At 46.3% G+C, this 26,999-nt stretch carries 31 protein-coding genes and 7 pseudogenes; 27 read left to right on the top strand and 11 right to left on the bottom strand.

Going from position 1 to position 26,999, the window contains the following annotated elements; all coding sequences use genetic code 11:
* Positions 1-4 precede the first annotated feature (4 nt).
* The 7 genes from JCM11216_RS10105 (at position 5) to JCM11216_RS10080 (ending at position 3,852) form a co-directional block, all read left to right on the top strand.
* Positions 5-436, top strand: a complete 432-nt coding sequence (locus JCM11216_RS10105) for a hypothetical protein (RefSeq protein ID WP_054854127.1) — start codon at positions 5-7, stop codon at positions 434-436.
* A gap of 46 nt (positions 437-482) precedes the next feature.
* On the top strand, positions 483-722 hold the full coding sequence (locus tag JCM11216_RS10100) for a hypothetical protein (RefSeq protein WP_054854126.1): 240 nt from the start codon (positions 483-485) through the stop codon (positions 720-722).
* Positions 719-1,261, top strand: coding sequence for an SLC13 family permease (locus tag JCM11216_RS10095; protein WP_054854125.1), 543 nt, complete (start codon positions 719-721; stop codon positions 1,259-1,261). The genes JCM11216_RS10100 and JCM11216_RS10095 overlap by 4 nt, the downstream gene beginning before the upstream one ends.
* The gene (locus tag JCM11216_RS10090; RefSeq protein ID WP_243675994.1) at positions 1,239-1,793 is read left to right on the top strand and encodes a DUF3834 domain-containing protein; all 555 of its coding nucleotides are present in this window, start codon (positions 1,239-1,241) and stop codon (positions 1,791-1,793) included. Before JCM11216_RS10095 ends, JCM11216_RS10090 begins: the two co-directional genes overlap by 23 nt.
* The gene (locus JCM11216_RS18880; RefSeq protein WP_243676008.1) at positions 1,784-1,966 is read left to right on the top strand and encodes a DUF3834 domain-containing protein; all 183 of its coding nucleotides are present in this window, start codon (positions 1,784-1,786) and stop codon (positions 1,964-1,966) included. Before JCM11216_RS10090 ends, JCM11216_RS18880 begins: the two co-directional genes overlap by 10 nt.
* Positions 1,963-3,138 carry an MFS transporter gene (locus JCM11216_RS10085; protein WP_054854124.1) on the top strand — a complete coding sequence of 392 codons (1,176 nt, stop codon included), beginning with the start codon at positions 1,963-1,965 and terminating at the stop codon, positions 3,136-3,138. Before JCM11216_RS18880 ends, JCM11216_RS10085 begins: the two co-directional genes overlap by 4 nt.
* Before the next feature lie 180 nt (positions 3,139-3,318).
* Complete coding sequence (locus tag JCM11216_RS10080; protein WP_054854123.1) at positions 3,319-3,852, top strand: hypothetical protein; 534 nt, start codon at positions 3,319-3,321, stop codon at positions 3,850-3,852.
* Positions 3,853-4,053: 201 nt separating this feature from the next.
* On the opposite strand, the gene JCM11216_RS10075 is transcribed toward JCM11216_RS10080, so the two are convergent.
* Positions 4,054-5,064 (bottom strand): ATP-binding protein, encoded by a 1,011-nt coding sequence (locus tag JCM11216_RS10075; protein WP_054854122.1) that lies wholly within the window; start codon positions 5,062-5,064, stop codon positions 4,054-4,056.
* A 70-nt stretch (positions 5,065-5,134) separates the two neighbouring features.
* Here JCM11216_RS10075 and sfsA point away from each other — a divergent pair.
* Positions 5,135-5,835 (top strand): annotated as a pseudogene (gene sfsA, locus JCM11216_RS10070) (DNA/RNA nuclease SfsA).
* Positions 5,836-5,890: 55 nt separating this feature from the next.
* Here the strand turns inward: sfsA and gatD are convergent.
* Together gatD and JCM11216_RS10060 are read right to left on the bottom strand one after the other, a co-directional pair.
* A pseudogene (gene gatD, locus JCM11216_RS10065) lies at positions 5,891-7,236 on the bottom strand (Glu-tRNA(Gln) amidotransferase subunit GatD).
* A 109-nt stretch (positions 7,237-7,345) separates the two neighbouring features.
* Positions 7,346-7,924: a hypothetical protein gene (locus tag JCM11216_RS10060; RefSeq protein WP_054854121.1), complete on the bottom strand. Its 579-nt coding sequence runs from the start codon at positions 7,922-7,924 to the stop codon at positions 7,346-7,348.
* 107 nt (positions 7,925-8,031) lie between these two features.
* Here JCM11216_RS10060 and JCM11216_RS10055 point away from each other — a divergent pair.
* The 4 genes and pseudogenes from JCM11216_RS10055 to JCM11216_RS10045 form a co-directional block, all read left to right on the top strand.
* Positions 8,032-9,397, top strand: a pseudogene (locus tag JCM11216_RS10055) (molybdopterin-dependent oxidoreductase); the annotation flags it as partial.
* Positions 9,398-9,556: 159 nt separating this feature from the next.
* A complete protein-coding gene (locus tag JCM11216_RS18875; RefSeq protein WP_243676007.1) occupies positions 9,557-9,919 on the top strand; it encodes a molybdopterin dinucleotide binding domain-containing protein in 363 nt (120 codons plus the stop codon).
* A gap of 272 nt (positions 9,920-10,191) precedes the next feature.
* Complete coding sequence (locus JCM11216_RS10050; RefSeq protein WP_054854120.1) at positions 10,192-10,461, top strand: AbrB/MazE/SpoVT family DNA-binding domain-containing protein; 270 nt, start codon at positions 10,192-10,194, stop codon at positions 10,459-10,461.
* On the top strand, positions 10,448-10,858 hold the full coding sequence (locus JCM11216_RS10045; protein WP_054854119.1) for a type II toxin-antitoxin system VapC family toxin: 411 nt from the start codon (positions 10,448-10,450) through the stop codon (positions 10,856-10,858). Before JCM11216_RS10050 ends, JCM11216_RS10045 begins: the two co-directional genes overlap by 14 nt.
* A 1-nt stretch (position 10,859) precedes the next feature.
* On the opposite strand, the gene JCM11216_RS10040 is transcribed toward JCM11216_RS10045, so the two are convergent.
* Positions 10,860-11,222: a hypothetical protein gene (locus tag JCM11216_RS10040; protein WP_054854118.1), complete on the bottom strand. Its 363-nt coding sequence runs from the start codon at positions 11,220-11,222 to the stop codon at positions 10,860-10,862.
* A gap of 94 nt (positions 11,223-11,316) precedes the next feature.
* Between JCM11216_RS10040 and JCM11216_RS18870 the strand changes: the two genes are divergently transcribed.
* The 8 genes from JCM11216_RS18870 to JCM11216_RS18840 all read left to right on the top strand — a co-directional run bounded on the left by JCM11216_RS18870 (position 11,317) and on the right by JCM11216_RS18840 (position 15,598).
* A complete protein-coding gene (locus JCM11216_RS18870) occupies positions 11,317-11,712 on the top strand; it encodes an NAD(P)H-dependent oxidoreductase subunit E (protein ID WP_243675993.1) in 396 nt (131 codons plus the stop codon).
* Positions 11,607-12,878: an NADH-ubiquinone oxidoreductase-F iron-sulfur binding region domain-containing protein gene (locus tag JCM11216_RS10035; protein ID WP_243676006.1), complete on the top strand. Its 1,272-nt coding sequence runs from the start codon at positions 11,607-11,609 to the stop codon at positions 12,876-12,878. Before JCM11216_RS18870 ends, JCM11216_RS10035 begins: the two co-directional genes overlap by 106 nt.
* Positions 12,878-13,501: a 2Fe-2S iron-sulfur cluster-binding protein gene (locus JCM11216_RS18865; RefSeq protein ID WP_243676005.1), complete on the top strand. Its 624-nt coding sequence runs from the start codon at positions 12,878-12,880 to the stop codon at positions 13,499-13,501. Before JCM11216_RS10035 ends, JCM11216_RS18865 begins: the two co-directional genes overlap by 1 nt.
* Entirely contained in the window at positions 13,476-14,489 is a 1,014-nt protein-coding gene (locus JCM11216_RS18860; RefSeq protein WP_243675992.1) for a molybdopterin-dependent oxidoreductase, read from the top strand. Before JCM11216_RS18865 ends, JCM11216_RS18860 begins: the two co-directional genes overlap by 26 nt.
* Before the next feature lie 84 nt (positions 14,490-14,573).
* Positions 14,574-15,029: a molybdopterin-dependent oxidoreductase gene (locus JCM11216_RS18855; RefSeq protein WP_243675991.1), complete on the top strand. Its 456-nt coding sequence runs from the start codon at positions 14,574-14,576 to the stop codon at positions 15,027-15,029.
* On the top strand, positions 14,978-15,178 hold the full coding sequence (locus JCM11216_RS18850; protein WP_243675990.1) for a hypothetical protein: 201 nt from the start codon (positions 14,978-14,980) through the stop codon (positions 15,176-15,178). The genes JCM11216_RS18855 and JCM11216_RS18850 overlap by 52 nt, the downstream gene beginning before the upstream one ends.
* A complete protein-coding gene (locus JCM11216_RS18845; protein ID WP_243675989.1) occupies positions 15,150-15,353 on the top strand; it encodes a hypothetical protein in 204 nt (67 codons plus the stop codon). Before JCM11216_RS18850 ends, JCM11216_RS18845 begins: the two co-directional genes overlap by 29 nt.
* The gene (locus tag JCM11216_RS18840; protein ID WP_243675988.1) at positions 15,350-15,598 is read left to right on the top strand and encodes a molybdopterin dinucleotide binding domain-containing protein; all 249 of its coding nucleotides are present in this window, start codon (positions 15,350-15,352) and stop codon (positions 15,596-15,598) included. Before JCM11216_RS18845 ends, JCM11216_RS18840 begins: the two co-directional genes overlap by 4 nt.
* Positions 15,599-15,608: 10 nt before the next feature.
* On the opposite strand, the gene JCM11216_RS10025 is transcribed toward JCM11216_RS18840, so the two are convergent.
* Together JCM11216_RS10025 and JCM11216_RS18835 are read right to left on the bottom strand one after the other, a co-directional pair.
* A complete protein-coding gene (locus JCM11216_RS10025) occupies positions 15,609-16,340 on the bottom strand; it encodes a dihydrodipicolinate reductase (RefSeq protein WP_243675987.1) in 732 nt (243 codons plus the stop codon).
* Positions 16,340-16,603 carry a hypothetical protein gene (locus JCM11216_RS18835; RefSeq protein ID WP_243675986.1) on the bottom strand — a complete coding sequence of 88 codons (264 nt, stop codon included), beginning with the start codon at positions 16,601-16,603 and terminating at the stop codon, positions 16,340-16,342. The genes JCM11216_RS10025 and JCM11216_RS18835 overlap by 1 nt, the downstream gene beginning before the upstream one ends.
* Before the next feature lie 368 nt (positions 16,604-16,971).
* On the opposite strand from JCM11216_RS18835, the gene JCM11216_RS10020 reads away from it, so the two are divergent.
* From JCM11216_RS10020 to pyrH, 3 genes are read left to right on the top strand one after another with little or no spacing between them, the layout of a single operon-like run.
* Complete coding sequence (locus tag JCM11216_RS10020; protein ID WP_054854117.1) at positions 16,972-17,157, top strand: chromatin protein Cren7; 186 nt, start codon at positions 16,972-16,974, stop codon at positions 17,155-17,157.
* Between the two features lie 59 nt (positions 17,158-17,216).
* A complete protein-coding gene (locus JCM11216_RS10015; protein ID WP_054854116.1) occupies positions 17,217-17,735 on the top strand; it encodes a hypothetical protein in 519 nt (172 codons plus the stop codon).
* A gap of 27 nt (positions 17,736-17,762) precedes the next feature.
* A complete protein-coding gene (pyrH, locus tag JCM11216_RS10010) occupies positions 17,763-18,440 on the top strand; it encodes a UMP kinase (RefSeq protein WP_054854115.1) in 678 nt (225 codons plus the stop codon).
* On the opposite strand, the gene JCM11216_RS10005 is transcribed toward pyrH, so the two are convergent.
* Positions 18,384-19,004, bottom strand: coding sequence for an HD family hydrolase (locus JCM11216_RS10005; RefSeq protein ID WP_054854114.1), 621 nt, complete (start codon positions 19,002-19,004; stop codon positions 18,384-18,386). The two genes, pyrH and JCM11216_RS10005, sit on opposite strands and share 57 nt — an antisense overlap.
* Positions 19,005-19,106: 102 nt before the next feature.
* Between JCM11216_RS10005 and rsmA the strand changes: the two are divergent.
* Positions 19,107-19,897, top strand: a pseudogene (rsmA, locus tag JCM11216_RS09995) (16S rRNA (adenine(1518)-N(6)/adenine(1519)-N(6))-dimethyltransferase RsmA).
* Between the two features lie 7 nt (positions 19,898-19,904).
* Here the strand turns inward: rsmA and rnz are convergent.
* The gene (rnz, locus tag JCM11216_RS09990; RefSeq protein WP_054854111.1) at positions 19,905-20,828 is read right to left on the bottom strand and encodes a ribonuclease Z; all 924 of its coding nucleotides are present in this window, start codon (positions 20,826-20,828) and stop codon (positions 19,905-19,907) included.
* Positions 20,829-21,045: 217 nt separating this feature from the next.
* Between rnz and JCM11216_RS09985 the strand changes: the two genes are divergently transcribed.
* Positions 21,046-21,639, top strand: a complete 594-nt coding sequence (locus JCM11216_RS09985; protein ID WP_054854110.1) for a hypothetical protein — start codon at positions 21,046-21,048, stop codon at positions 21,637-21,639.
* Here the strand turns inward: JCM11216_RS09985 and JCM11216_RS09980 are convergent.
* Positions 21,611-22,291, bottom strand: a complete 681-nt coding sequence (locus tag JCM11216_RS09980; RefSeq protein WP_054854109.1) for an ArsR family transcriptional regulator — start codon at positions 22,289-22,291, stop codon at positions 21,611-21,613. The two genes, JCM11216_RS09985 and JCM11216_RS09980, sit on opposite strands and share 29 nt — an antisense overlap.
* A 98-nt stretch (positions 22,292-22,389) precedes the next feature.
* On the opposite strand from JCM11216_RS09980, the pseudogene JCM11216_RS09975 reads away from it, so the two are divergent.
* Both JCM11216_RS09975 and JCM11216_RS09970 read left to right on the top strand, forming a co-directional pair.
* A pseudogene (locus JCM11216_RS09975) lies at positions 22,390-23,471 on the top strand (radical SAM protein).
* A 90-nt stretch (positions 23,472-23,561) separates the two neighbouring features.
* Positions 23,562-24,353 carry a 3-oxoacyl-ACP reductase family protein gene (locus JCM11216_RS09970; RefSeq protein ID WP_054854108.1) on the top strand — a complete coding sequence of 264 codons (792 nt, stop codon included), beginning with the start codon at positions 23,562-23,564 and terminating at the stop codon, positions 24,351-24,353.
* 62 nt (positions 24,354-24,415) lie between these two features.
* On the opposite strand, the pseudogene tenA reads toward JCM11216_RS09970, so the two are convergent.
* Both tenA and JCM11216_RS09960 read right to left on the bottom strand, forming a co-directional pair.
* Positions 24,416-25,092: pseudogene (gene tenA, locus JCM11216_RS09965) on the bottom strand (thiaminase II).
* A gap of 34 nt (positions 25,093-25,126) precedes the next feature.
* Positions 25,127-26,992: pseudogene (locus JCM11216_RS09960) on the bottom strand (DNA topoisomerase).
* Positions 26,993-26,999 lie beyond the last annotated feature (7 nt).

Below are 26,999 nucleotides of genomic sequence, written 5' to 3'. Positions count from 1 at the left end.
GAATTTGATAATTGACCAGCTTTGGTATGAGAGGTTTGGTAGGTATTTACCTATTTTTCAATTCTTAAATATAGGCCTGGCAATAATTTTTGCAAGTATACCAGCATTACTACTGATATACTTATTACTACCGAATAGGGAGAGTGTAATTACTAGCGTTGATGATTTGAAGATTGGTGAATACGTTGTGGAGGCTCAGGTTGGTGAGGATTGTGAATTAATTGGTAAGACTAGGCGTGAGGTTGAGAGGGAGTATGGTATTAAGATAAGGTCCATATTACCGAGAAGGCTATCCAGGTCAGGTAGGATTCATGGTGGAGTTACGTTGATAATGGAGGTTCCCGTTGATAAACTACCAATAATCTCATCGATAAAGGGGCTAGCCTGGTACCTCAATCCACGCAGATTGAGGGTAAGGACATCATTGAGGCGCTAATAACGAGTTCATCAACCTCATTAACTATACGATATCTGATCTAGACGTGTTGAATAAGTACGGCGTTAAGATCGTGGGAATCTCCGCAGGGGGGGATAGGAGGATATACGGTAGAATTTCGCATGCAGTGCTCAGACCTGGTGATGCACTGCTCCTAATGGGCAGTGAGGAGAGTATTGCCAGGTTCATGAGTGATTATGGCTTAGTGCCTCTTAGGACCAGAGGTGCCAAGCTCTTTGATGTTAGGAAGGGTGCCGCGTCTATTGCCGTGTTGGTGGGGGGGTGACGCTCGCATCATTACTAGGTGTAAACATTGCATTGGCGTTTCTCACTGGGGGGGTCATAATACTTATGTTAAGTGGCGCTGTTAATTATAGGAGGATTTACCAATACATTGATTGGTCAGTCCTAGTATTCATAGCATCGTTCCTATCCCTGGGTTATGCAATGAGCAGTAGTGGATTATCAACAGTAATAGCCAGTGTACTCCCTAAGTCACTTATTGTTTTATTCCTAATAACTGCGATCATCGCGAACTTCGTGAATAACGTGAGTGCCGCAACGATAATGACGCCGATAGCCCTCACATACCCGAATCCCCCCCTGCTTGCGGTGACTGTGGTTGCTATGGCATCAACAACCACATTCCTAACGCCCTTTAGCCACCCAGCAAACCTCCTCGTTTACAACCCAGGGAATTATAGGCCCAGGGATTACCTAATAATGGGCACAATATTACTGGTATTAACATTAGTAATAACGCTCCTGTTCACCACGTTGCCTAGGGAAAATACGCCGTTTAATGGAACTGGAACCTGCGGGTAGGTTTTATAGACTAGGTATCTTCTCCGATATCGATATGAAGATCATAGCAGCACCAGGCCCGGTCTCCTACCCATTAATATTAGCTACCAGGGAGTATAGGGATCTCGACCTAGTCTTTGGCAAGGGTAATGAGGAGCCAAGTGCGTATGCGATAGCTGACTCGCTCACGTCATTGGTAAGGAGTGGTTTAAGGATTGATGTTGTGACGGTTAGGCGATTAATGTTTGTCTACCCTGAATTGAGGGGTCCTAGGGTAGCTGTTTGGAGACGTGGTAGTGCGGCTGATGTGCTTATTAGGGCGTTGTTAGACAGGGCTGGTCTAAGGGCTGAACTCGTTTATGCGGATGATTGGCCGTCAGTTCTTAACCTCCTTAACACAGGCTATGCGCAAAGCGCTGTTCTAAACCTTGGGGTTCTCGAGTATAAAGGCGAATTTATGGAGGATTTAGTTGGCGCGCCAGGCGCTGTGGTGCTCAGGTTAATGGTGATCCGCAGTACTTCATCGATGTTTATAGGGCCGGAATTGAAATAGCCAGGAAAAACTTGGAAGATGCCGTTGATTATGTGGCTAATAAGCTACCGATTAAGCTACCGAGGGAGTTTATTAAAAACATATTGACTAGGGTGGAGTATGGTATTTATAGCCCGGGTGATTATAGGGGGGGGTTCGTAGAAGTCGTTAAAAGGTATGGTGGCGGGAAATGACGAGGGGGGGGCAGTACCTGGGCCTTATACAGGCGATCTCAATAATAGTGCCATTGACCATAGCCATTAGGGCATCAAACAACATGCTAATGACGACAATACCACTGATCGCCAGGTATAACTTTCACTTCAGCAATACGCTGGTTGGCGTATTGTCTGCTTTAACATCGTTAATGACCTTCCTGAGTAGTGGCCTGTTGAATTCAAGGTTGAGGGTGTGTCGTAGGAGGATTGTCTTCATAGCGTCATCGGTCCTTTACGCCATTGTATTTCCACTATTTTGGTTATCATCACCACTCACCATATGGGTACTCTCTGCCGCGGCGGGTTTCGTCTTAGGCTTTTTAATGCCTAATGTAATAACCTCGGCAAGCCTACTGCCGGACAGGAGGGCCAGGGAGAGATTACTAAACATATACACGTTGTCCCTGAGCATTAGCCTAATACTGGGTCCAGCCATTGAGTCGTTAATACTGAAGTACTACGGGCTCAGGGAGTCCTTCCTATTCTTCACGGTATTTCCAATACTGGCTCTTGCGATAGCGCCGTTCGTTAAATTCCCCGAAGAGAGTGCTGAGGATAGTGCCGCAGTAAGTACGTCTACGGTAGTATCAAACCCAGGATTCATAGCGGCGGTCCTAAATATAGCCACCTACAACGTTGTCTTCTCCTTCCTAATGGCATTCGGCGGCATCTACGCCAGGGACTCCTTCGGAATTAACTACTCAATGGTCGAGGTCCTCTTCTCGCTGTTCTTCGTAACATCCTTCCTGGGCAGGCTATACCTATCAATTAGGCCTGCAGAGAGGCTGTGGCCGTACATGGCCAGTGCCGTTACCATGACCGTGGCCGGCATATTGCTAATCGTACTTACGAATAATCCACTAATCTATGCAGCAGCCCTATTAATACTGGGTATACCACATGGTACCACGTATCCACTATCTGTTGTATCAATATCGAGGGCCTTTAAACCACAGCATAGGAATGCCGCCAATAGCCTATTCTTCTCATTCATGATGCTCATAGGCATAGTAACACCCACAATAACCGGTTACATAGCAGACTTAATAGGTATTAGGAGCACATTTATCGTGTTGATACCACCAGTGCTGGTCGCGTTATTCTTCCTAAGGAAGTACGTTAAATCAGTGGATAGGCCACGTGAATAGTGAATTCAGCATTTAATTGATGCGTTAAGCTTAGCACTTCATCAATCTTTGTTTATCGTGAAATTGAACAACAAAATACACATTAATAGGCACATCTTTAGTAATACCGTTTTATTTAGTCTGCAGATTCCATAAGTAAAAATATTAAAAACATAAAGAGGTACCTAACATGGTATACCCATGGAGGGAGCTACCCGAAGAACCCTCCTATGGCTTGCCGTTGTTGGCCTACCCACGGTAATCGTCACCATAGCAGTATTCACGGTATTGTACTATATCATACATAACTCCACCCTAGCCAATTACCTATCCATAGCAACCCCCCCAATACTGGTAGGCGGCGCCACTGAGACAATGTATAGGAGGAGGGTTAGAACCTATGGTAGGAGGGTTGCAAGTATCCGTACATTATCGCTGAATATGGATAACCCTGAACCCATCAGCGATGAGGATATTGAAACGTTTGAATCCGCGTTATCCACCGTTAGGAAGGATTCCGAGGACTACGTGAGACTCCACGCCATGCTTGGCCATATGCATTTACACAATGCCGTGACTAAGGGCGATAGGAGGTATTACTTAAAGGCCGTCGATCATTTAAATAAGGCGGAGGAGACGATAAATAGGGTTAATGTTGGTGACGATACTAGGTTAATGGTTAATAGGTTAAGGTCTAGGATTGAGGGGGGGAGTAGGTATAGGTTTGAATCCTAGGAACCAATCTGTTAACCCCCTTTATGGAATCCTCGTTTCCTGATGTCTCACTGCATTAATCCAGGGCCTGGTGACCTTCATTAAGGCTTGGGTGTTGAAACGGCCTGATGCCTGACTCTTTCAAGCATTTAACCATCCTATACTAGTTGCTTAGCTACTCACACTCTTAATTGGGTTAATGGTTAATTAAGCTAAGCCACGTTAAGTAGCCCTCAGTACCCTCTTCACGGCTTCCCTATGTAGTGGTGTTTGCCATGCTACGTACCTGCCTATGCCGAGTTCACTATCCCTCTCTGGTGGTGGCTGGTCTATCCAGAGATCTGGACTCCTGCTTGGTATCCCATAGACTATGAGGTTCCTCTCCACCAGTTCATTAGCCAACTCCCCCCCAGGCCCCCCCTCTATCCATAGGTGATCTGGGTCGTTTAAAGTAGCCTCTAAATCCCTCCTCCACCGCGTTGTGAATTCCTTAGTTATGGCCTTCTCTAGGATTAACTGCTCAACAACCCTATCAACGTTCCAACGCGCTTTATAAAGTATCTCAAGCATCCTTGGATTACCACCGGTTAACCTCCAGGTCTCTTCAAGGCTTGGTTTACTGCCTGGTATTTGATCATATAGTTGCCTAAAGCCTTCCTTACTCATATTCCACATGGGTTTAAACTCAGCCCAATTATGACGACCAACCTCACGTAGACTCATACCCTCGCTAGTGGCTACCACAGTCACCACCCTTTCGTACTCGGCTGGTGGATGTTCCAGTATGCCTAGGAGACCCTTAACATATAAGGCAGCCTTATCAACGCCTATCACTTGAAATGCATCATCAACAATGATGGCTAGTCTAGAGACCCTAGCCTCTATGGCCTCCCTGGCAATGTTGATAATCACCCACACAACCCTACCCCCCCAAGCCTCCTGGGTTAAGGCATCCTTGGCTATGCTAAGGATTCTACTACGTAAGTCAGCAATCCCCCCCAGCTCAGCCCTAATGAAACCGTCAATAGGGTTTACGTATATTACATCAAAACCCCCCCTCCCTCTAAACAACTCAATGGACTCCCTAAGCCATGCTGTCTTACCGCAACCCTCAGGGCCATAAACAACCTGAACAGGAAACGTACCCCTCTCTGCCCAATCCTCAATAACTCTCATTGCCAGTTCCCTATCGGCGAAGTTGATCTCCAGGTCAACAAACCTAACCTTACCCATGGGAAGCTTATGGTTGATTACTTGAATACTTATACTTTTTTAATTTTAATTAATCTAGGCCCAGCGTATCATGGGAGACTTCATAATTAGGAGACCTGATGTTGAGGGGGGGGTCTTTGTGAGGAGGTTGAATAGGTTTGTTGGTGTAGGTGTCATTGGGGGGGGTAGGGAGGAGTTGATCCATATACATGACCCTGGCAGATTAACAGAGCTATTGAGGCCGGGCACTAGATTCTTCGCGTATTCGAAGTCCACGGGTAAGACCAGGTTTTACCTAGTAGCTGTTGATCTTGGTGACGAGTTAGTCCTGGTTAATTCGGCAATGCATAACGACATTGCTGCTTGGTTAATTAGTAGTGGATATGTATTGAATGGTTATGAGGTTGTTAGGAAGGAACCCGGCTTCGGCAATGGCAGGTTCGACCTACTACTTAAATCGCCAAGTGGTGATTATGCCTTTGTTGAGGTTAAGGGTGTAACCCTTGAGGAGGGAGGAATCGCGAAATTCCCCGACGCCCCAACACACGCGGTGCCAGGCATATGCTTGAGTTGGCGAGGGCTGTGGAGCTTGGTTATGAGGCTTACGTACTATTCCTAGTACTTAGGTCGAGGGCCACCTCCTTCATGCCCAATACAGCGCTTGATCCTAGGTTCACGGAATCCCTTAAGTACGCCATTAATCATGGGGTTAGGGCATTGGCTTACAAACTAGTGCTTACAAGGGATTGGGCAATAGCTCCAGTGGGTCAACTTGACGTTAGGATTGATTAAGGTCAGCGAGGGTGATCCCAATCATTGGTCATCTGCCGAAATACTCATTGTAGGATCACTTCCTGGGCAACTCGGGACCTAGTATGTACGTGCCCACGTCACTCCTTGGGTTTAGTTCACCAGCTATTGGCGTTAGCATCAACCTCCTTACCTCACTCATATCCCTGGTTTGCCCCCCCAACACCCAGGAGAGCTTCACGAAAGCGACCTCCGGCATCATATCCTCCGCGGGTATAACACCAAGCTTAAGCAACTCCACGCCCCCCCTCCTATAAACATTGAGGTTAACCCTACCAAATATCGTCTGACTCGTGATCACCACAGGTATGCCACCATCGATAGCCCTCTTTATTGGGTCGAGCAACTCCTCCCTAACGTGTCCGAACCCCCCCGTGCCCTCAATCACAATGCCGTGATAACCCCCCCTATCAATTAAGAAGTGCAGTATCTCTGGGTCCATACCCGGGTAGAACTTGATTAGGGCCGTCTTCTCGTCAAACCTATTCATCAATACGGCATCCTCCACCCTAGACCTGGAGATGTAGTTGTTCGCGTTCAGTATTATTTCGAGCTTATTAATGTCTACGTAGGCTATGGGCCTATCATTAATGCTTATGAACGTATCCCTCCTAGATGTGTGCATCTTCCTAACCCTAGTCCCTCTATGAACCGCTATTAACCCGTCGTTGGTTGATGCATGCATCACCACGTAGGAGCCTGCAAATGGTGCCCTGGCGCTGACGAGCACTGCAGCCAACATATTCTCGAAGGCGTCACTAGACGGCCTATCACTACTCCTCTGTGAGCCAACAAGGACTACTGGGCCTGGGGGGGATTCCTGATCGCGAAGGATAAGGCGGCGGCTGTGTAGTGCATGGTGTCCGTGCCGTGAAGCACTACGACTCCGGAGACGCCGTCGAGGAACGCCCTGTAGGCGGCCTCGGCAATTTCAGCCCACCTCCTCGGTGTCATGTCCTCGCTAAATATGGCCATTAGGTTTAGGAGCTCGATATCCGCTATGCCCTTAACCTCAGGGTACATTGCGTATAGGTCCTCAAGGCTAAAGCTCGGATACACGGCGCCGGTCCTGTAATCCACCTTGGACATTATTGTGCCGCCAGTGGCCACGAGCCTAACCCTGGGAAGGCCCGTTGATTCAGCCTTAACGAACTGGCCAATGGGTATGGATACCGCGCTCTTCGACTCAACATGGCCCCCCCTAACCTCCACCTTCTCGATATTGCTGGCGTGAATGCCCACGTTATACCCATTATCAAGCTTCAAAATCAATACATTAGGATCACCAACGCCAGGCCTAGGCAATACCACGCCGTCTAACACCGTCCCATCCCTAAGGTGAATACGCACCAGGTCAAATTCCTTAATACCCCACTTACTCATTAACTCGCTTAGCACAGGTATCGTGCGCACCCCTGTATTATAAGCGTTAACTAAACAATTAAAGTACGAACCTCGGAATTTTAACCTTTTGGAATTGCGATTTAATCTCTCATACAGGTAATGACAGACCCAGGGCTAAGTCAACCACAGCAGCAATCGTCAGGTACATCAACCACCAACCACCTATGAATTGCCATAATGAAACCAATCTACTTAACGTTGGCGAATTAAGGAACCTTGCAGGCGCCTCAGTGGCGTAGACTAGGACCAGTATTATAAATAGTATCATTACTGGGTAATCATGCACGTAACCAAACACAAAGGCGCCAAGTACGCTTAGCACGAGAAATCCCAACGCCATGAAGGCATCCGGGAGGTTACTTGAGCCAATATACCTCTTCCAACCAAGGGCAAACCAGTGGACTCCATAGGCCGTGAAGGCAACCCCCCCAGCCATGTAGAATACTGATGGTAACTCCCTATAGATTGAAATGGTTACCAATATGTATATCCCTGTTAGAAACTGCATAAAACCCGGCATCCAGAGGCCCCCCCATACCGCAAGAGACTTATTCGTGAGCTCATCAGTTTTTGTCGGGAAAAATAAGCCCATTCCACCATATATTAAGTAACCAATGCCTAAGCCGAAGAACCCCCCCACGGCAACTGGTGGTAGTACACTTGCCACGGTGTTTACGATTTTAACAGCATTTATATACTTTTCTGAGCAAATATAACTTAATGAATGCAAATATAGACATTTTAAATATCTTATGAACGAAATGCTTGACCAGTATGTCTAGGTCTGTGATTACGATATGCCCATACTGCGGTGTTGGATGTGGCATTGAGGTGACTATCGATGATGCTGGAAAAATAATTGGATTTGAGGGTTTTAAAGGTCACCCGGTTTCTCATGGGCATCTATGCGGTAAGGGTGCTTCATCGATAAAGCTCCTTGACATAACTGATAGGTTGTTATACCCAATGAAGAGGGTTAATGGTGAGTTTGTTAGGATATCGTGGAACGAGGCCATTAGTGAAATAGTTCATAAGATGAAGGAGATTAGGGAGAAGTACGGTCCAGAAGCCCTGGCGTTTTATGGTGGCTGTAGAAACACGCTTGAGGAGGTTTACTTATTCCAGAAGTTGGCTAGGGCGCTTGGTACTAACAACGTGGATTCATGCGCGAGGCTTTGCATGATCCATCGGCTAAGGCGCTCAAGGACATGCTCGGCTACGGTGGTAGTGCAAACTCAGTTAATGAAATACCCAAGCAAAAGTCGTTGTGATAACCGGCGAGTCAATAACGGATAGCCACCCAGTGCTTTCCCAATACTTAATCGAGGCTAAGAGGAATGGTACTAAGATAGTGGTCATAGACCCTAGGACAACGGCAACCGCAAAGATGGCGGACCTACACCTCAGGCCAATACCCTCCACGGAGGTTTACCTATTTAACGCTGTGGCTAATTACTTAATTAATAACGAACTCATTGACAGAGACTTCATAATTAATAGGACCGAGAACTTCGAGGAATACGCCAGAGTCGTTAGTAAGTACTCAATTAACGATGCCGAGAAAATCACGGGCATACCTAAGGACTTAATACTCAAGTTCGCACAATCAATAGCTACAAAGCCCGTATTATTCACGTGGGGCCTTGGTATGTCAGAGTCATCGGGAGTTGACGGCATTAAGTCCTACATAGCCCTCGCCTTATTGACGGGTAACATGGGTATTGAGGGCGGCGGCGTCATTGTCTATAGGGGCCAGACGAACGTGCAGGGTTCCGGCGACTTCCTTAAACCCGATGCATTTCCAGGCGGCTTACCTATTAATGAGGAGAATGCCAAGAAGCTTTCCGAGGTGTGGGGTTTCATACCACCAACCAAGCCGGGCCTATCATTAATAGATGCAGTGTATAATGAGAATAGCGGTATTAGGGGCATGTACCTAATGGGCTTTAACATAGTCTCCTCGCTACCCAATAGGCGTAGAGTTGAGGAGTTCCTAAGCAACCTAGACCTATTGGTGGTTCAGGACATAGCCATGAGCGAGACCGCGGAGTTCGCCCACTACGTCCTACCGGCGGCGCTTTGGATCGAGAGAGAAGGCTCCGTACTAAGCCTAGACAGACTGGTCAAGTGGAGACATAAGGTTAGGGACCCGCCTGGCGAGGCTAAACCTGACTATGAAATAATATTCGAGTTAGCCAATGCCTTTGGCCTTAAGGGATTTAGCAACGATCCAAAGGCCGTATTCAATGAAATGCGCCAGGTAGTGCCTATAATGAGGAGCGTGTCGCTTGAGGACGTCATGGACCCAACGAAGGATTCAAGAATACCGGAGAATACGCCGCACCTATACTCCGAGAGGTTCCTAACGCCGAGTGGTAAGGCGAGGTTCTTCGGCGTTGAGTATAAGCCGGTAAACACTGGCGGTAAGAAGTTCATACTGGTTACTGGTAGGAGTGTGCTTAGGTACAACACGGATAATGAGATTAGGAGAATTAGTGGCAAATTCGAGACAAGCATTGCCATAAACCCTGAAGACGCAAAGGCGCTGGGTATACACAACGGCCAATTAGTAAAGCTAGTATCCAACTGCGGTGAGGGTGTTTTCAAGGCGTTGATAAGCAATGATGTACCTAGGGGGCGTGGTCTTCGCATACATGCATGATTCGAGGATAAACTACGTGGTTTGCACAGAGTTTGACCCCCCCTACGTGAAGACGCCGAGGTATAAGGTAACGCCCGTGGACATATTACCAGTTTAGTGAAATTATGAATTGCTGAGAGTACTAGGCCAGGATCGGTATAAGTTGAGAAACTACTTCAATGATTGGCGCATTAAAGCTAAGGATGGGATATAGGTGTTATAAGTAAGTTTTGGACAAGACTTAATAGAAACAGTTAAGTAAATCTTTGAGTTAAAGAGCATTAAAAATAGCTATGGGCAATACTGAGTATAGGGTTAGGGTAAGGCGAGGTCGTGTTACAATACCGAAGGCCATTAGGGAGACCCTAGGTATCAAGGACGGTGATGAATTGGTAATTAAGACCGAGAATAATGAGATAATAATCAAGCCGATATTTAGCGTGAGTATTGAAGAATTCGATAAGAAAATTAAGAAATATTTAGAAACTATTAGGGGCTATGTACATACTAAGCCGAGACTTGGTGAGCTTAGTGGATTAAGCTTAGAGGATGAGTTTGGGTGAGATTTATTATGTTTTGGGTTCTAACGTACTTATATACCTAAACGCTGGTGAGGAAAACGTAATTAAATTCTTTAGGGATCTTCTTATGAGGAAGAATAGGTTATATACTGACGTTTTAGTACTCGATGAGGTTATTTATATTTCGAGGAAGAAGTACGGTATTAGGTATGAGGATACCATTAAATTTCTTGATGACGTAGTATTACCTTATGTAAAGGTTCTTGGCATTGGTTTAATGGAGTATGAAGTATCTAAGAAGTACATTGGTATATTGAAGCCCTCCGACGCTATTCATGTGGCGGTTATGTTGAATAATGGAATGAACGTAATAGTAAGTGAGGATAAGGATTTTGATAAGGTAAATACGGTGAAGAGGGTGTGGCTTGGTAATGAGTAGATTATTGAGTTATGTTTAGTAATATTTTGAAGAGCTTGTTGTCTGTCTCCGAGGGTTGGCGGGTTATTATTACATACTTAAGTCTCGATAATGCATACTCACTGAGTAGGCCGAACCCATCCATGGATATGCAAAGCACCTTATTACCGGCGGCAAGTAGGTAATCAACCTCTGTCTTATCCCTAATACTCCTCAGTAGTACCGTGGTAATGCCATCCACGTGCCTTAACGAGTCATCAACCTGCTTAGTAAGTAGTAATGCGCACTCGCCGGGTCCTAAATCAATGAGTACCTTATTGAGATCTGCGTAATTATTGATCCTAACGATCCTAACCATATCATTAATAACCCATGAACCCAGCATTTAACACCCAATTACTCAAAATAACTGAGCCTAATAACCCACTACACGTTACGATCCCGAAATACCTTTAAAGCCTTGATGGGGGTTTTCCTACATGGATTATAGGACGAGATTACGCGAGGCAAGTAAGGAGATAATTGAAAGAAGAATCACATCCGATGACGAGCTTAGAAAAATAGCCGATAAGTATAACCTACCCCTATCAACGGTTAAGACATTATCCACATTCTATTTCCATGATTACTCAGAGGTCCAGGTATGCATGGGCCTTCCATGCCTATTGAAGGGCGCCAGGGAGGTCGTTAAGGAATTAGAGAGGCGTGGCATTAAGTACTCCATCACGTACTGCCTTGGCTATTGTGACAGGGGGGTCCCGTGGTTAGGATGGGTGATAAGTATTACATGTTCGTTAATGGTGAGTTCAGGGAGATTGAGGAATCACGGGGTGATTACGTTCGGTCTCAATACGAACATCTCGATAAGTACATAGCGAGGGGTGGTTATAAGTACTTTGGGAAATTCCTTAGTGAAGATAATAAGTTCTTCATACTTGAATTACTCGTTAAGGCCGGCCTACTCGGTGGTGGTGCCCTAAGTAGGTTTAAGACCATAGCAAGCAGTGCCAATAGGCCTAAGTACTTGATTGTTAATGGCCATGAGGGTGAGCCTGGCGGCTTTAAAGATAGGTTGATAATGGAGAGAAATACTCATCAACTGCTTGAAGGTGCATTACTATTATCGCTTGCCCTCAATGTTGATGAGGTTATAATCGCGGTCAATGAGAGATTTAGAAATGCTAGGGCCATGATTGAGAAGGCGCTCGGTGAGTTAAGACCGTATTTAACGAGTAAGGGCCTACTTAATAAATTGCCTCCCATTACCGTCCTGCTTGTTGGTTCTCCATACATCGTCGGTGAGGAGACGGCGCTGATAAACTCACTTGAGGGTAATAGGGGGGGTGAGCCCAGGCTAAGGCCTCCTGACCCAACCGAGACTGGCTTGTTCGGTAAGCCCACAGCCGTGATTAACGTGGAGGTCGTTGCTGCGGTTCCCATACTTATTAGCAATTATTATGAGGGTAGGGAGATCGTAATCGAGAAGTACTTCTGCATTACTGGCGATGTGGGTAAGCCTGGCCTTTACAGGGAGAAATTGACTGTGGGTCTCAATGAATTATTAGCGAAGGCGGGGGGGGTTAAGGAGGAGGATGTCAAGGCCGTCTTCGTTGGCGGGGGGGTCTCCTCAGGCCTTGCACATTCATCGAAGATAAGGGTAAGGCTTACACCTGAGGAGACGAGGAAACTCGGCGTCTTCCTAGGGCCTGGCGTAATCATAGCCCTATCCAACAATAGGTGCATTGTCGACGTAATGCTTGAGGTTGAGAGGTTCTTCTCCCATGAGTCATGCGGTAGGTGTGAGCCATGTAGATTGGGTACTAAGGAGTTGGTAGAGGTTCTTGAGAAGGTTAGCATGGGTAAGGCGAGTGAGGAGGACCTTAAGTGGGCTGAGACTGTGGCGAGGACTATGATGGAGACCTCACTCTGCGGTCTCGGCATGTCTGCCGGTAAGGTGTTTCTCGACGCGCTTACCCAGTTTAGGGATGAGTTTGAGGAGCACATAAGGGGTGTCTGTAGGGCTGGTGTTCACTTCAGGTGATGGGTATGGTCAAGGTGCTCCTAAACGGTAAGGAGGTTGAGGCTCTCGAGGGAGAGACTATACTAAACCTGGCCAGGAGGTACGGCATTGAAATACCGACACTGTGTTACTACGAGGGCTTCGCGAATGGTTCCTGCAGGATATGCATCGTCGAAGTTAATGGTAGGTTAATACCATCATGCATAACCAAGGTATCGGAGGGTATGAAGATCGAAACCGAGAGTACGAGGGTTACCGAGGCTAGGAAGACCTTACTAAAGCTCTTACTGAAGAATCATACCCACAGGAGTAAGGAGGAGCAAATGAGGTGTAGAATATGTGAGTACGCGGTTAAGTATGGTCTAGAACCAGCACCGATAATACCGAGCGTTAAGGTCGATGATACACACCCAGCAATATTGTTTAACCCATCAGCCTGCGTAATGTGTAGAAAGTGCGTAATCGCCTGCGGCATTGACCAGAATAACGACGTTATAGCGGTCATAGGTAGGGGATCCGGTACTAGGGTTGGCTTCGACCTTGACACCCCCCCAATGGGTATGTCAAGTTGCGTTAGTTGCGGCGCGTGCGTTGATGCATGCCCAACTGGGGGCGTTAATGGAAAGGGATTGGGTACCCGCTGATAAGGTTATTGAGACCACATGCCCATACTGCGGCACTGGGTGTCAGGTCGAGTATGGAGTTAGGGATGGCAAGGTCGTCTGGGCTAGGGGTGCCTATGGACTTGCAAACGAGGGTAAGCTCTGCGTTAAGGGTAAGTTTGGTTATCAATACGTCAATAGCCCCGAGAGGCTCACGAAACCATTAATTAGGAGGCCCGGCGTCCCTAAGGGCCCATTAAATGGTAGGTCAATACATGAGGTGTTTAGGGAGGCCACGTGGGAGGAGGCTCTAGACCTGGTGGTCAGTAAGATTAAGGAGATCATTAGTAGGTATGGGCCTGCCGCGATTGGGGGTATAATGAGCGATAGAAGCACTAATGAAAGTATTTATGCATTTCAAAAGTTCATGAGGTGCGCCGTCGGTACTGACAGCGTTGATCAATCAGCCACGCTATGTCACGAGCCATCAGCATGGTCATTAGCCACGCAACTTGGCTATGGCGCGGCGACCAACCCCCCCATAAGGGATGTATTAAACTCAAGGACTATAATTGTAGTAGGCTCTAACATGAATGAAACGCACCCAGTCATTGCCGCTTACGTCAAGAGGGCGGCTAAGCAGGGCGCTCACTTAATAGTCGTTAACCCAATACATACGGAGCTAGCCAGGTACGCCGAGTATGAGCTCCTCATTAGGCCTGGTACGGATGTCGTACTATTCTCGGCGATGGCTAAATACATAGTTGATATGGGCTGGTACGATAAGGAGTTCATTAGCAGGTACACCGAGGGCTTTGAGGATTGGGTAAGGAGCCTTGACGCATTTACCCTGGATTTTGCCGAGGAAGTAACTGGAATACCTAAGGTCGTTATCAGGGAGGTTGCTAGGCTTTATGCGCTTGAGAAGCCATCAATGATTATGTGGACCCTTGGCATTACGGAACATGAGAATGGTACAGAAAATGTATCAGCTGATAAACCTGGCATTGTTAACGGGCAATGTTGGTAAGCCAGGCGCAGGTTTAATGCCACTTAGGGGGGGACAAAATAATGTTCAGGGGGGGGAGCTGATGTTGGGTGTGCACCGGGTAGGTTGCCTGGTTATCAACCGTTGATGGATCCGGAGGTTAGGAGGCGCTTTGAGGATGTCTGGAGGTGTAGGTTGCCACTCTTCATTGGTTTTAGGAGTACGGAGATGATTGATATGGCTAGGAGGGGCTTGATTAAGATGCTCTACATAGTTGGTGAGAATAGCGTTAGGTCGCACCCGGACAGTGGGGGGGCTGTTGCTGAGGCGTTGAGTAGGTTGGAGTTCTTGGTTGTTCAGGACATCTTCATGACTGAGACCGCCGAGTATGCTGATGTGGTATTGCCAGCGGCGTCTGCGGCCCTTGAGGATTACGGAACATTCACGAATACGGAGAGGAGGTTGCAATTAACGAGGAAGGTGGTTGATCCGCCAGGTGATGCAAGGCTGATTGGCAGGTCTTTGTTGAGTTGGCTAGGAGGCTTGGTTATGACATGGGCTTTAGGGATAGCTCTGACATAATGAGGGAGATGGCGAGGGTAGCACCGGTATTTAGTGGTTTAAGTCATGAGAGGCTTGAGCGTGAGGGTGGGCTTCAATGGCCGGTACCAAGTGGGTCTAGTCCAGGTACTCCAATACTATATGCCGATGGGTTCCCAAGGGGGGGGTAGGGCTAGGTTTAGGGTGGTTGGTTGGAGGGGGGGCTTTGATGTTGTTATGGGGGGGAGGCTTTACCCGTATTCGTTAATTATTGGTAGGGAGAGGGCGCAGTACCATACCGCGACCATGACTCGAGGTCGCCAGTACTTAAGGTCATTTGGAGGGGGGGGCCTGTTGTTGAGGTGAATCCCGAGGATATGAGGGTTGAGGGTGTTGAGGATGGTGAAATCGTTAGGTTAGTTTCACCGGTTGGTGAGGTGCTGGCTAGGGTTAAGGCGTCGGCTAGAGTTCCAAGGGGGGGTGTGTTATTCACGACCTTCCATTACCCAGAACTTCCGGCAAATGCTTTAGTCCCTGCCGTGTTGAATCCCATTACCAAGACACCTGCGTATAAGGATACCAGGGTACGTATTGAGAAGTTAAAGAGGTGATACCTTAGGACTAGGCCGTGTATGAGTAGTTAATTAAATCCTTGAGTGTGATTAACCCCCCCGGCCTTGCGTTCAAGACCCTTGGTACTAGGTTCACAATCACGGCTGCGGTGGCTGGGTCACCAGGCGTTCCGGTACTCCTCCAAGTGATTGGTGGGTCACCCTCAAGCCTAACCTCCTCAAAGTCCTCACAGCCAACGCAGGCCCTCAACTCAACCCTAACAACCTCCTTACCATTGATGAAGCCGCTTCCATGACCAACAACACCCTTTACCTGCCCGGGCTCTATCTTGAAGTACTGCGTTTCGTAATTTCTCTCCGCAATTAGCGCCTCCTGTCCCTCCTCAACCCTATCCAGTTTAAGTCCTATGATATTGGCCAGGAGCAGTATAGACTCTGCGAAGCCTACGTGGGCCGTTATCTCGCCCTTACTTAACGCATCCGTGAATTGGCCCGGCGTCATGCCCAGGCCAATCTTCTTCTGGAAGGAGTACCTCCTCTTTGAGGCATCTAGGGATCTAATCACGGTGATCTTATCAAGCCTCGTTAATGTAACGGATAACACAGCGGGTAATGCATCAAATACGAAACCTGGATTAACACCAGCCCCCCCAAGTACCGTTACGTCACGGCTTCTCGCATAATTATCAACAAGCTCTGCGAGGTCTGGGTACCTATACCAGGGCCACGCCAGTGTTTCGCATGTTGACACAACGTCAGCGCCGGCCCTAATTGCCTTCATTATCTGTGGGTAGATCCTATCGAAAAAGCTACCCGTTGAGTGTAGGACAACATCAGGTTTGGCATCCTTAAGGGCTTGTCAGCATCACTCTCAACTCTGATGCCCAGGGTTTTACCAAGTCCAATAGCCTCACCGAGGTCCTTACCAACCTTCTGCGGGTCAATATCAATCGCGCCAACTATATCGAAACCTCTGCTGAACGCAACCCGAGCTATTAATTGACCAATGGGACCCACGCCGTAAATCACGGCCCTAATGGTCATTAATTAAGATGTAATTCTTACAGTTTATAATTATTATCACAACACGATGCATCAACGAACATCTCATCCTCTCATCAGTGCTTGGGACCCCCCCTCATCTTATATCAGTATTTTAATAATACCAGGTTTCACAATAATAAAAACTTTCCTAGGTCATATAGTGTTCCGGTGATATTTGTGAATGCCTAAACCTTGATTTACTGCCGCAGTGATTATCGTAAAAAATGCAATTATTAGTATGCAACTATAGCGTATTGTACGTTTTTGTTCTTGTAATTACCCATGTAGAAAGAGCGTTATAAATATTGATTTATGCATTGTTTATGGCTATGATTATTTATTAAGGATAGAATAATAACTAGAGTACGATGGCAGAACTATCAAGTTACATGGAGAGGGAATATGAAGTTGATTGTGACGGTCAGGTAATGAAGCTTAAGCCTATCAAGGTATGGATGCTCGCGCCGAAGGGCAGGAGGGGGGGTGTCATAATAGGGCTCTTCAAATGCCCAAGTGGTAAGGTCGTTAGGAAGGCCATTGGCAAGGCAGAGTAACCAAGCCTGTATTAGTTAATGAGAATACCTTAAAAATAATTAATGCTTTAAACCTAGGAATGCGTAGTTACGACGTTATCGAGGTATTGACTGAGGAGTATAGGTCACGCTTTGTAAAGGTCATGCAGCAAATCTGCAGATGTAAGAGTGAGTATGAGAGGAATAGGGAATTAATGAAAATACTTGCTGTGAGTAATGACGTTGCGGAGTGCATTAAGCAGAGAAGGCCTTGTGATCTAGGGTTTGTTAAGGTTAAAGTCATTAGGAAGCTACTTAATACGCAGGTGGTCATTATGCTTAATAATGAGGAAATAACGATTGACTCGTTCAATAAATTAATTGCATCTGCCAAGTTCTTTAAGGAGTGGTATGATAATGATTGTTCGATGGACTCATACATGCAGCCACTAATAGGCGCTGACCATTACGACCTAATCAAGGAATTCCTTACTAAAAGTCTTGAGAAGTTGCAGTACGTATGCGAAGGCAGAACGCCAAGCCTCAACCTCGGTGATTTGCCGGTTTACGTATCCAACGGCATTACCAGGGCAATAAACGACCTAGTTAAGAAAACTTAAAGAATTCACTAACCAACGGCTTAGTGAATGATGCAGGGACTATTCACGCTTAAGTTAAGCGGTCACTTATTCGATAGCGAGGACTTACTGCCTAAGTACGTGGACTTAATTCGTGATTTTTGGAGGAACGGCTATAAGATGGCTGTGGTAACTGGTGGCGGGTCCTTAGCGCGTAGGTACATAGATATTGGTAGGAAAATGGGTATAAACGAATCACTCCTGGACATGCTCGGCATATCAGCCAGCAGGTTAAACGCCCAGTTATTAGCCGCCGCCCTCAGCGATATCGCCTACCTACCAATACCCACCAACATAGATGAGGTCTTTAGGGCATGGTCAACAGGTAGGTTAGTGATTACGGGCGGTTTTCAACCAGGCCAATCAACAGCCACAGTAGCACTACTCGTGAGTGAGTCCCTAGGTATTAAGAGGCTGATTGATTGTGCAAACGTGGACGCGGTTTATACGAGCGATCCGAGGGTTGACCCCAATGCCAGGAGGCTCGATAGGGTGAGCATTGGTGAGTTAATGGCCATGCTTAAGTCAAGGACGGTGGCTGGTACTTACGACTTACTCGATCCATGGGCATTAAGCATAGCCCAGAGGAGTGGTATTACGATCTACGTGGTTGGTTGTGGCAAGTTGAGTTCATTGAGGAGACTCATTACTGAGGGTGTGAGTGATGGCACGGTCATCACACCATGAAAGGATTGGCTTAACGGTATTACTAATGACCTGTCCAACATCGCCTGTGAACTCACTCAGCAACTTCTCAATTAATTCCTTATAATTAATAATTAGTTCCTTCGTGTCATAACCAGCCCTGGCGTAAATGCACGCCCTAATTAGTGTTGCCAATTTATCCGAGAGATTCACAATTCTACCCTCAATGCTCAGTCCATACCTATACTCACGGAAGTAATTACGTAATTCCTCGGGAAATTGAAGCTCATCGAATAGCCTAGTCTCGATGTCCCTCCAATTACTAATTAATGAACGGGCACTATTACTCACATTGCCTATTAAGGCTTCGTGGGCATCATGAATGAGCGCCATTGATGTGCACTTATCAGCATTGATGTCACTATCTACCTTATGCGCACTATTGCATAGGATCAATGCGAGATAGCTAGTGAGCAGTACGTGATCCCCCCCAACGCTCTCGGCGATGGCTTGGGGGGGAACCCCCCCACGCTGTAGCCACCCAATCCTTGGGATATTAAGTATCGTATTTACGACATTAACCACCCCCCCTATTAATGACGACACCTTGAATGATGTGAGGACCCTACTTAAAAGGTTTTTAGCATTGTTCCATAAAGTGCTTGGGTAATGCTGCCTGATATTGACGTTGTGACTAGGGATGACCTAATGAGATTAATCACTAAGTATAGGTTAAGGCCAATAAAGAGGTTAAGCCAGCACTTTGTAGTTGATCCAACGGTCATAAGAGACATTGTCAAGCATGTACCAGGTGGTTCGAGGGTTCTTGAGGTGGGTACTGGGATTGGCGTACTAACGTATTACCTAGCAGGGTGGCCTCCCAGGTAATTACCATAGAGATTGATGGAAGGCTCGTGAAGATCGCCGAGCGTGTGCTAAGTGGCTTGGGTAACGTATCCGTGATTCAGGGTGATGCCTTAAGGATTCCATGGCCAAGTACTGACGTATTGATTTCCAATGTGCCGTACTCAATAACGTCACCATTAATAATTAGGATAATCAAGGAGAGAATCCCAGTGGCCTTATTAACGATACAACGCGAGGTTGCCGATAGGCTCGTCAGTGGACCTGGTAGTGATAATTATGGCAGGCTAAGCATAATCACCCAATGTAATTACTCCGTGAATGTCCTGAGCACGTACCCACCAGACTCCTTTTATCCAAGCCCTGAGGTCTATTCAACATTAGTGATGATGATTAGGAGGGAGCCCTGTTACAGTGACATAAGGATACTGGAGTCGGTGACGAACTTACTCTTTAGGCATAGGAATAGGATCCTCAGGTGGGTCCTCAATAAGTACCTTGGGCCGGATGCCGTAAATATCGTAATTAACGTGGGTATTGACGTAAACACCCGCATTAGGCAATTGGGAATTAATGAGTTAATTAGGATAGCTGATTTATTGGGACAGTTCATTAATGATACCAACAACCACTAACCCCCTACTATGAAGTGATGACTAGGCTCATCAAATCCCTGGCGGCTATGACGTTTGGAAATACCTTAGAGGCCTCTGCAGCCAATAACCCTGGGTCGGAATACCTATTGCTAATGTGCGTTAGCACCAGCCTCTCAACACCAGCCTCCCTAGCCACCCTAGCCGCGTCCACCGACCTGGAATGGCCCTGACTCCATACTAGGTTTTCGTCCTCAACTGCCGAGAATGTTGATTCATGAATAAGCATTTGCGCCTCCCTGGCAATGTCTATTATGGAATTTGCCGGTGCCGTATCACCGGTATATACAATCTTAATCAAACCGCTACCTCTAACCTCGACCACATCCTCCGGCCTTACGACCCTACCATCATTGAGAACCACGGTCTCACCCATATGAAGTCTCTTCCAAAGCGACACTGGTACGCCCAATTCCTTAGCCTTTCCCGGGTTGAATTTACCAACGTAGGTTCTCCAATTAAGGGAATAGGCACAGTCAGGTACTGTATGTCTTGCCGATGTGCATTGTAAGCTGAAGTTCTCCTCATTAATGACGTCCTTAACGCCACTTAGCGGTTCAATTTCATAAATACGCACATGAAATGGTGGATCACCAACAATTTCCATACTATTCCTTAGGAAGTTGGCAATTCCTGTGGGACCACTTATTATTAGGTCCTCCCTCCTACCGAGCATGGCCATTGTTGCCAGCAGCCCGGGTAATCCAAATACGTGATCACCATGCAAGTGCGTAATGAATACGTGTGTTATCTTTAATGGACTAACGCCAACCTCAAGAAGCCTATATTGAACACCCTCGCCAGCATCAAGTAGTATTCTTCTTAAGCCATCTTCAATTAGTATGGCTGGTAAATACCTATCCCTACCCGGCGTTCCCGCGCCAGTTCCTAGAAACGTAATTCTTATTAGCATTCTCAACCCTGACTAACTTAAGTTATTTAAATAAGGATCCCCCCCTTGGTTTGCTAAAGTGAAATGAGTATTTATGGCATTGATATCGAGGAGTTCACCAAAAACTTTAGGGTAAGTTTCGATAAAGCAGGCTTAGTGATATATGTAATACCGAGGGAAGGCATATCAACATTAACCAGGGGGTAATACCTACCGCTTTAACAACGAGGATGTTCAATTGTACGGTACAAAGGTCATTCTTCACCTACCATGTAGCGGAGTTATTTATGGGAGGTACTTAATATCGAATGGTGATTATATAGAGGGATTATACGTGGTAATTAACGATATGGAGTGCGGCATAGTCGTCTCGTGGTATGAGGAAGGTATAAATACGGAAATGCAGGTGAGGTCTAACGAGGCATTGTTGATAATTATTAAGCTCATGAGATTAAGAAGCCGTAAGGTAAGACCTGATGGTCATGCACTAAGGATTATGAGAGTATTAAACCTTTCAGGTAAATTGCTGTATTCCGATGCTAATCACGAAGTTCAAATATTCGGTGTAGAGAAGGGCTTTGTCCCACAGTCCCAGGGTAATTGTGCGTATGATTTCGTAATTAAGCAATGGAGGCTCATCCTTAATAAGTGCGGCTTTATGACCGAGGTTCTCACCAATACTGATAGTATAGTACTGCTTATTAGTGGTACTGACTCCATAATAATTACCCGGCACTATCCATCACTTAATAAGTGGTATGAGTTGGGCGAGGTCTCAGGCTTCAATAATTACCTCGTTATATTCAAAGGGCTAGATTCGAGTGCTTTATGAAGATTGAGTTTAGGCGTGGGCTGTCGAGCATTATCACGTTGTTCACCATGTTTATCCTAAACTCCTTAAGTATTAACTGCGTATATAGGTACATTAATGCCCTGCCTGCATCATCATAGTCAATACTTATGTGGAATTGCTTCCCAACCCTCTTAATCCAGTCGAGGCATAGTTCGTGAGATGGGCATGAATTTTTACAATCATGGTTTGAGAATGTGGGTGTTAATACAATGAATTTGCGGCCTCTAACGTCTATAAATGCACCGTAGTTGGTGGGTATTATTATCTTCATACCGTGCTCATTAGCCTCAAGTTTAAATCCCAGGTAGACCATGGCCGTCGGTACATAGTAGATCCTGTTGGCCTCTCTACTCAATCCAATGGCCCTAGCCTCATCATCGCTTAACTGTCTGATCCAGCCAAAGTCCTCTAGGGCCTTTACATGCCTATGAACAACACCCTTAAGCATCCCCATTTCCTGGGCCAGTGATGTAACTGTCATGGGCCCCCCCTTACTGAGCATGTCCATTATGCTTATCCTAACGTTATTATTTAGTAATGTGTCGAAGGACTCAATCGGTAAAATGGCCACTGATTTCACGTTTATCCTAAGCATGTCCATCCCCATCACTGCTGTGTTTATTCTAATCATTTTACGTGCACAAAAATGTAACCTCTGAGTTTAAAACCCTATTTTGGTAGATCATAGGGGGGGTTAGTAAGCACTGATTGTATTGGGGGGGATGTTATGTGGAGGGGGGGAGTATTAATGAGATTGAAAGGAAAAGAGAAATAATTAGGATAGATAGGGGTACGCCGCAGGTTGGTGCGCTGGCCTTTGGCATAGTTGATAGGGGCACAAACATAATTGAGGTTAGACCAACAACATTATGCCCACTATCCTGCATATACTGCTCAGTTAATGCAGGGCCTAGGTCAACGAATAGGTGGGCGGAGTTCATCGATGATCCTGAGGCGTTATTAATGGCGTTGGAGGAGGTCGTTAGGTTCAAGGGCACTAGGGATATCGAGGTTCATATTGACGGCATGGGTGAACCAGGTGTTTATCCATACCTCGTGGATCTAGTTCGTGGTATTAAAACAATGGACGGTGTTTCAATGGTGTCAATGCAAACTCGACTGTACATGTTCACCGTAGATGAGCTAAGGGAGTTAGCCAGGGCTGGCTTAGACAGGATAAACCTGAGCATAGACACGCTGAATCCCGGATTAGCCAAGAAGATAAGTGGGGGGCGCCTTGGTACGATATTGATCATGTTAAGGAATTGGTGGTGAAGGCCCTTGAGTTTGGAATTAACGTGATTGCATCACCGGTCTGGTTGCCTGGTATTAATGATGATGACATTATCGAGATCATAAAGTGGGCCAGGGAATTAGGGCTAGGCAGGGGGGGTGAATTACCGCCAGTGCTCATTCAGAAGTACATTCCTCATAAGAGGGGGGGTAGGAAGGTCAGGATTAGGGTAATGACTTGGCAGGAATTCTGGGGGGGGAGAATTAAGAAGCTGGAGGGTGAATTGGGTGTTAGGTTAACGGCTATGAATAATGAACTGAACATACATAAAGCCCCCCCTAAACTGCCGAAGCCGTACAATGTCGGTGACGATGTTAAGGTTAGGATAATTAGTAGGGGGGGGATAATTAGAGGTGAGTTCTTAGGCGTTATTCTACCCCTGAGGGATTCGGCAATACACGATAGGGTTATTACGGTTATAGCCGATCCTCGTATGGAGAAGATGCTCATTGGGAATAATGTTAAGGTTAGAATTATTGAGAATGATAATAACATATATATTGGCAAACTTATTTAACTATGTATATTGCAATATATTAACTATATACTTATAGGTTAGGCTGATTTGAGTAATACTTAATTCACCCTACAGTGCGCATGTTTTGGTATGGTTAAGAGGGTTGCAGTCGTCTCAGGCTCAGGCCGCGGCATTGGTAGAGCCATTGCCGTTAGGTTGGCTAGGGATGGCTTTCGTGTAGTTGTTAATTATAAGAGGCATGATGAGGAGGGTGAGGAAACCATGAAGTTGATTAAGAGTGTTGGTGGTGAGGCTATTATGGTTAAGTCAGACGTGGCCACGGCCGACGGCGCAAAGGTCCTCATTGATGAGGCCGTTAAGCAATGGGGGGGTTCAGTTGACGTTGTAGTTAATAACGCCGGCCTTGGCATAATGAGGCCTTTCGTAGACATTGATGAGGGTCTGTGGGATAAGATCATAAACACGAACCTAAAGTCAGCTTACTTATTGACTAAGTTCGCTGTGCCATATATGGTAAAGAATAATTGGGGCAGGGTCATAAACATGAGTTCCATCGAGGGCATAATGGGCGCCGCCTACAACGTGCCCTATGCGACGGCCAAGGCAGCCCTAATAGGGTTCACTAAGGCCCTGGCCGCCGAGTTGGCACCTTATGGCATAACCGTCAATGCAATAGCCCCCCCTGGCCTGGTAAGGACTAAGATGGGAATGAGCCTACTACAGGTACTTAATGTTAAGGAGGAGGAGTGGGCTAAAACAGGGACATTGACTGGCAAGATAATCGAGCCTGAGGAGGTCGCTGACCTAGTGGCATTCCTCGTGAGTGAATCTGCGAAGAACATAACGGGCCAGATATTCGTAATTGATGCAGGAGCAACTATGCTGCCGGCAGCGAGGCATCTATCAAACATGCCCAGGTAATACCTGCGCTTCCATCGATGGCTTCAGTCTTAAATTACGACAAATTAAAAATAAAGTAATAATCATAATACCCATTGCTCCTGCCTGTATGCCATGTCCCAGAATAGGTACTCGTAGATGCTGGCCTGCCTAAATATACTTAGTAGTTTATCGAAGTCTCTCATTAAGTAATCACCAGCCTTATCTATTACTGCCCTAAGTTCATTAACAATACCCACATACTCCGGGGGGGTTAGGTATACCGAAGCCCAATCCCTATAGGCCTTCACTGGATTCCTCTCTAGTTTGTTGGCGTGGTGTTTAGCAATCTCTAGGTATGTCCAGTAACACGGTAATATCGCCACTAAGCCTCGTATGGACTACCCAAGGCGCAGGTGGTTAGTAGGAAATTCATGTAGGCAGTATTTGTGGGGGGGCTGGGTCTTGATTTAATCACTTCGTTAATGCTTAAACCGAGGGTATTAAGTAATTTATTATAATTTTCGAGTTCCGTGGTCACATCAGCCAGTGCCAGTTCTAGTACCTTCCTCATAATTACGGGATCTTCAAACTTAGACGCAATTAGTGCTTGGCACTTCGTTAGTGTTATTAGGTAATTATAGTCCTGAATAACGTAGAATCTAAACTTATCAAGTGGTAACGAACCAGTGAATAGCTCAGTAACGAATGGGTGATTGAGTATTTTATTCCAAATATCTTCAGCACGGTCTCTAAGCAACTTGGTTATTTGGTTATTCATCACGTATTAATGGCTATAGTACTCAATAAAAATATTACGAAGCCTTACTGCCCATCTTTCTATTGCTTAGTGACTCCTTCAATGCCTTTATGAGCTCCATAGAAACCTCCTTTTGTTTATCCATGAACTTCTCATATATTTTCCGAGCCTCGTTCTTAAATGTAAACAATACATCATCAGGTCTTAATGAACCATTTGTTATCTCCATAAGCGACTTTTCCATTCGTGATCGAAAAAGCGGGTCGATCAGTTCATTGCCTGTCTTGCTTAGAACGTTTATTACGGCCTTACCCAATGGCGTTGGTATACACTGCCTATTCCTAATTCTGAAGTACCCACGTATTACGTTAGTGTGTATATGGTCCTGCATTGTGGCATCGGTGCCAATGCCATACTTCCTCATTAATCTGAGCAGTTCCGACTCGGATAGGTAAGGCGGTGGTTCAGTCTCCCTCTCCTCGACCCAAGCCTTAACAATGCTTAGCTCATCACCAACCCTCACCCTCGGTAATTCCCTCTCACTCGGCTCTCAAATGGGTATATAGTTAGGTAGCCCTTATCGATTATTTTCAAACCATCCACACTGAACCTATGCCCAGAGACGTCGGCAATTATTTTCTGTCTCTCAACACGTGCGGGTGGACTCAACGTCGCTAGGAAGTGCCTAACCACCAGGTCATAGATCTTCCAATACCTTTCATTCTTAAAACGCTTGAGTATCTCCTGTCTCGTGGCACCCCCTAGTTGGGTATATTGGTGGGTGTGCGCCATCATTACTGTCACCGCGTGTCGGCCTAATGCTCATACTAAGTAATGTCTTGGCGTAATTACCGTGCTCACCATGGGTTAATTCAAGGAGTACCTGCCTAAGGCTTAATGTTGGTGGGTAAATCGTTGTCTCCGTCCTTGGATATGAGATGTACCCATGTCTATAGAGCTCCTCGGCAATGTCAAGGGCCGCCTTGGGCCTGGTGTTAAGGAACCTACTGGCCCTCCTCTCAAGTTCTATGGTGTCCAACGGAACTGGCGGCTCTATGAAATCCTCCCTGTAATTGGCAATTACAACCCTGGCCTTAGCCCTACTTCTCACTAGACTTAGTACCTTCTCCGCCTCCTGCCTATCCTTAAAGGTGCCGTCGTGATTAAGCACCACCTTCATGCCATTAACGTCAACCATGACGTGAAGCGTATAGTACTTCTCAGGCCTGAAGTTCTCCCTCTCGAGGGCTCTCTGAACTACCAGGTTAAGTACAGGTGTTTGGCATGGACCGTAACTAAGGAAGCTACCCCTAGCCAGTGCATTCCTATCAGCCTTCTCAACACTTAGGGTCAGCGCCCTCGTGAATACCGCGCCCAATGTCAAGTCTAGGATCATCCTTGTGAAAACCCTCTTGGCAAGTCCAGGGTTTAAATTCGTTGGTGAGTTAAAGGCCTCGATAATGTCGTTCCTAGTTACTGCCGAGAACAAAACCCTCTTGAATATTGCCCTTGGGTTTACATTTCTTATTACCAACATTGCCTCATAGGCTATGGCCTCCCCCCCCTCGGAATCTGCGTCTAAGGCTAGGTAAACAGTACTTGCGTTGGTCCCTAGGCGTGACAGTGCCCTCACGTAACTTATGGTGTCCTCCCTAATCACGAGTATTGGTTCTGTGTCGAATAACTTTGATGGTTCCACTGAGTGCCATTTGTTCAATTCCTCGGGGAAGTCAACGTTCATTATATGGCCCTTAAGGCCAATACTAACCCACTGCTTATTATCCTTCGTGAACCAGTACGTCTTGATGCCATAAATCCTCCTAATGCCTACACTACCCTGGGCTAAGTACTTAGCGATGGCCTTGGCCACCGAATCCTTCTCAGCCACTACCAATGATTCAATGGAGATCAATCCTATCATGAATTCT

Source organism: Vulcanisaeta distributa JCM 11216 (assembly GCF_001315985.1).
Lineage (GTDB): Archaea > Thermoproteota > Thermoprotei > Thermoproteales > Thermocladiaceae > Vulcanisaeta > Vulcanisaeta distributa_E.
This window is presented reverse-complemented; position numbering and strand designations above follow the sequence as displayed.

Excerpts from the sequence above, each read along its gene's own strand:
- JCM11216_RS18860 (WP_243675992.1), top strand. The coding sequence starts at position 13,476 with ATGGAAAGGGATTGGGTACCCGCTGATAAGGTTATTGAGACCACATGC.
- JCM11216_RS09970 (WP_054854108.1), top strand. The coding sequence starts at position 23,562 with ATGGTTAAGAGGGTTGCAGTCGTCTCAGGCTCAGGCCGCGGCATTGGT.
- JCM11216_RS10040 (WP_054854118.1), bottom strand. The coding sequence starts at position 11,222 with ATGCTGGGTTCATGGGTTATTAATGATATGGTTAGGATCGTTAGGATC.
- JCM11216_RS10090 (WP_243675994.1), top strand. The coding sequence starts at position 1,239 with ATGGAACTGGAACCTGCGGGTAGGTTTTATAGACTAGGTATCTTCTCC.
- JCM11216_RS18845 (WP_243675989.1), top strand. The coding sequence starts at position 15,150 with ATGCCGATGGGTTCCCAAGGGGGGGGTAGGGCTAGGTTTAGGGTGGTT.
- JCM11216_RS10045 (WP_054854119.1), top strand. The coding sequence starts at position 10,448 with ATGAGTTTGGGTGAGATTTATTATGTTTTGGGTTCTAACGTACTTATA.
- JCM11216_RS10020 (WP_054854117.1), top strand. The coding sequence starts at position 16,972 with ATGGCAGAACTATCAAGTTACATGGAGAGGGAATATGAAGTTGATTGT.
- JCM11216_RS09980 (WP_054854109.1), bottom strand. The coding sequence starts at position 22,291 with ATGATTAGAATAAACACAGCAGTGATGGGGATGGACATGCTTAGGATA.
- JCM11216_RS18865 (WP_243676005.1), top strand. The coding sequence starts at position 12,878 with ATGGGTATGGTCAAGGTGCTCCTAAACGGTAAGGAGGTTGAGGCTCTC.
- JCM11216_RS10025 (WP_243675987.1), bottom strand. The coding sequence starts at position 16,340 with ATGAAGGCAATTAGGGCCGGCGCTGACGTTGTGTCAACATGCGAAACA.
- pyrH (WP_054854115.1), top strand. The coding sequence starts at position 17,763 with ATGATGCAGGGACTATTCACGCTTAAGTTAAGCGGTCACTTATTCGAT.
- JCM11216_RS10050 (WP_054854120.1), top strand. The coding sequence starts at position 10,192 with ATGGGCAATACTGAGTATAGGGTTAGGGTAAGGCGAGGTCGTGTTACA.
- JCM11216_RS18875 (WP_243676007.1), top strand. The coding sequence starts at position 9,557 with ATGGACCCAACGAAGGATTCAAGAATACCGGAGAATACGCCGCACCTA.
- JCM11216_RS18835 (WP_243675986.1), bottom strand. The coding sequence starts at position 16,603 with ATGACCATTAGGGCCGTGATTTACGGCGTGGGTCCCATTGGTCAATTA.
- JCM11216_RS18870 (WP_243675993.1), top strand. The coding sequence starts at position 11,317 with ATGGATTATAGGACGAGATTACGCGAGGCAAGTAAGGAGATAATTGAA.
- JCM11216_RS10080 (WP_054854123.1), top strand. The coding sequence starts at position 3,319 with ATGGAGGGAGCTACCCGAAGAACCCTCCTATGGCTTGCCGTTGTTGGC.
- JCM11216_RS10085 (WP_054854124.1), top strand. The coding sequence starts at position 1,963 with ATGACGAGGGGGGGGCAGTACCTGGGCCTTATACAGGCGATCTCAATA.
- JCM11216_RS10015 (WP_054854116.1), top strand. The coding sequence starts at position 17,217 with ATGCGTAGTTACGACGTTATCGAGGTATTGACTGAGGAGTATAGGTCA.
- JCM11216_RS10075 (WP_054854122.1), bottom strand. The coding sequence starts at position 5,064 with ATGGGTAAGGTTAGGTTTGTTGACCTGGAGATCAACTTCGCCGATAGG.
- rnz (WP_054854111.1), bottom strand. The coding sequence starts at position 20,828 with ATGCTAATAAGAATTACGTTTCTAGGAACTGGCGCGGGAACGCCGGGT.
- JCM11216_RS10035 (WP_243676006.1), top strand. The coding sequence starts at position 11,607 with ATGGGTGATAAGTATTACATGTTCGTTAATGGTGAGTTCAGGGAGATT.